Here is a 601-nt window from a genome sequence, read left to right on the forward strand (position 1 = left end):
CGGCGCAGCCTTGACGGGGGCCGCTTCGACGGCGGGCGCGGAGCCCGCCTTGACGGCGGCGGTGACCACCGGCTGCGCGACCTGGGCGTCGCGGCTGGCCAGGGCGGCCGCGGCCTCGGCCTGCTGCGCGGTGGCCGGCACCGGCGTGCGCGGCGTTGCGATGGCATCGTTGGCGGTGAGCGCGGCCTGCACCACGGCGGCGCCGCTGCCGATGGCCGTGGCGGCGGCCTGGGCATTGCCCCGCGCCAACTGGACCTGCTCGGCGGCCTGGGCGGCGATCTCGAGCGCCTGCTCCGGCAACACGACCGGCGTGGCCGGTTGCTGCGTGGCGGCGACGGCAAGCGCGCCGGCCTCGGCCTGGGCCGCGGTCTGCACGGCGTTGTCGATGGCCGAGGCGGCGGCGTCTTCGGCGTTGCCCGCGGCATCGCCGGAGGTCTTGCCGCCGGACGCGGGTGTCTTGACGCCGTTGTTATTGGCCGGTCGCGCGTCGGCGGACGGGTTGGGACGCTGCTGGGCCAGCACGTCGGAGAACGACGGGCCCTTCTTGGTCGAGGCGGCCGCGGACTTGGCGCCGAGCGTGTCGGCGATCGAGACCGGCCAA

At 76.7% G+C, this 601-nt stretch carries 1 pseudogene; it reads right to left on the minus strand.

The features are described 5' to 3' along the window. Positions 1-601 (minus strand): annotated as a pseudogene (locus tag DK459_RS07430) (flagellar hook-length control protein FliK); the annotation flags it as partial.

The sequence above is a fragment of the Achromobacter sp. RW408 genome, assembly GCF_003184165.1.
Classification (GTDB): domain Bacteria; phylum Pseudomonadota; class Gammaproteobacteria; order Burkholderiales; family Burkholderiaceae_B; genus Achromobacter; species Achromobacter xylosoxidans.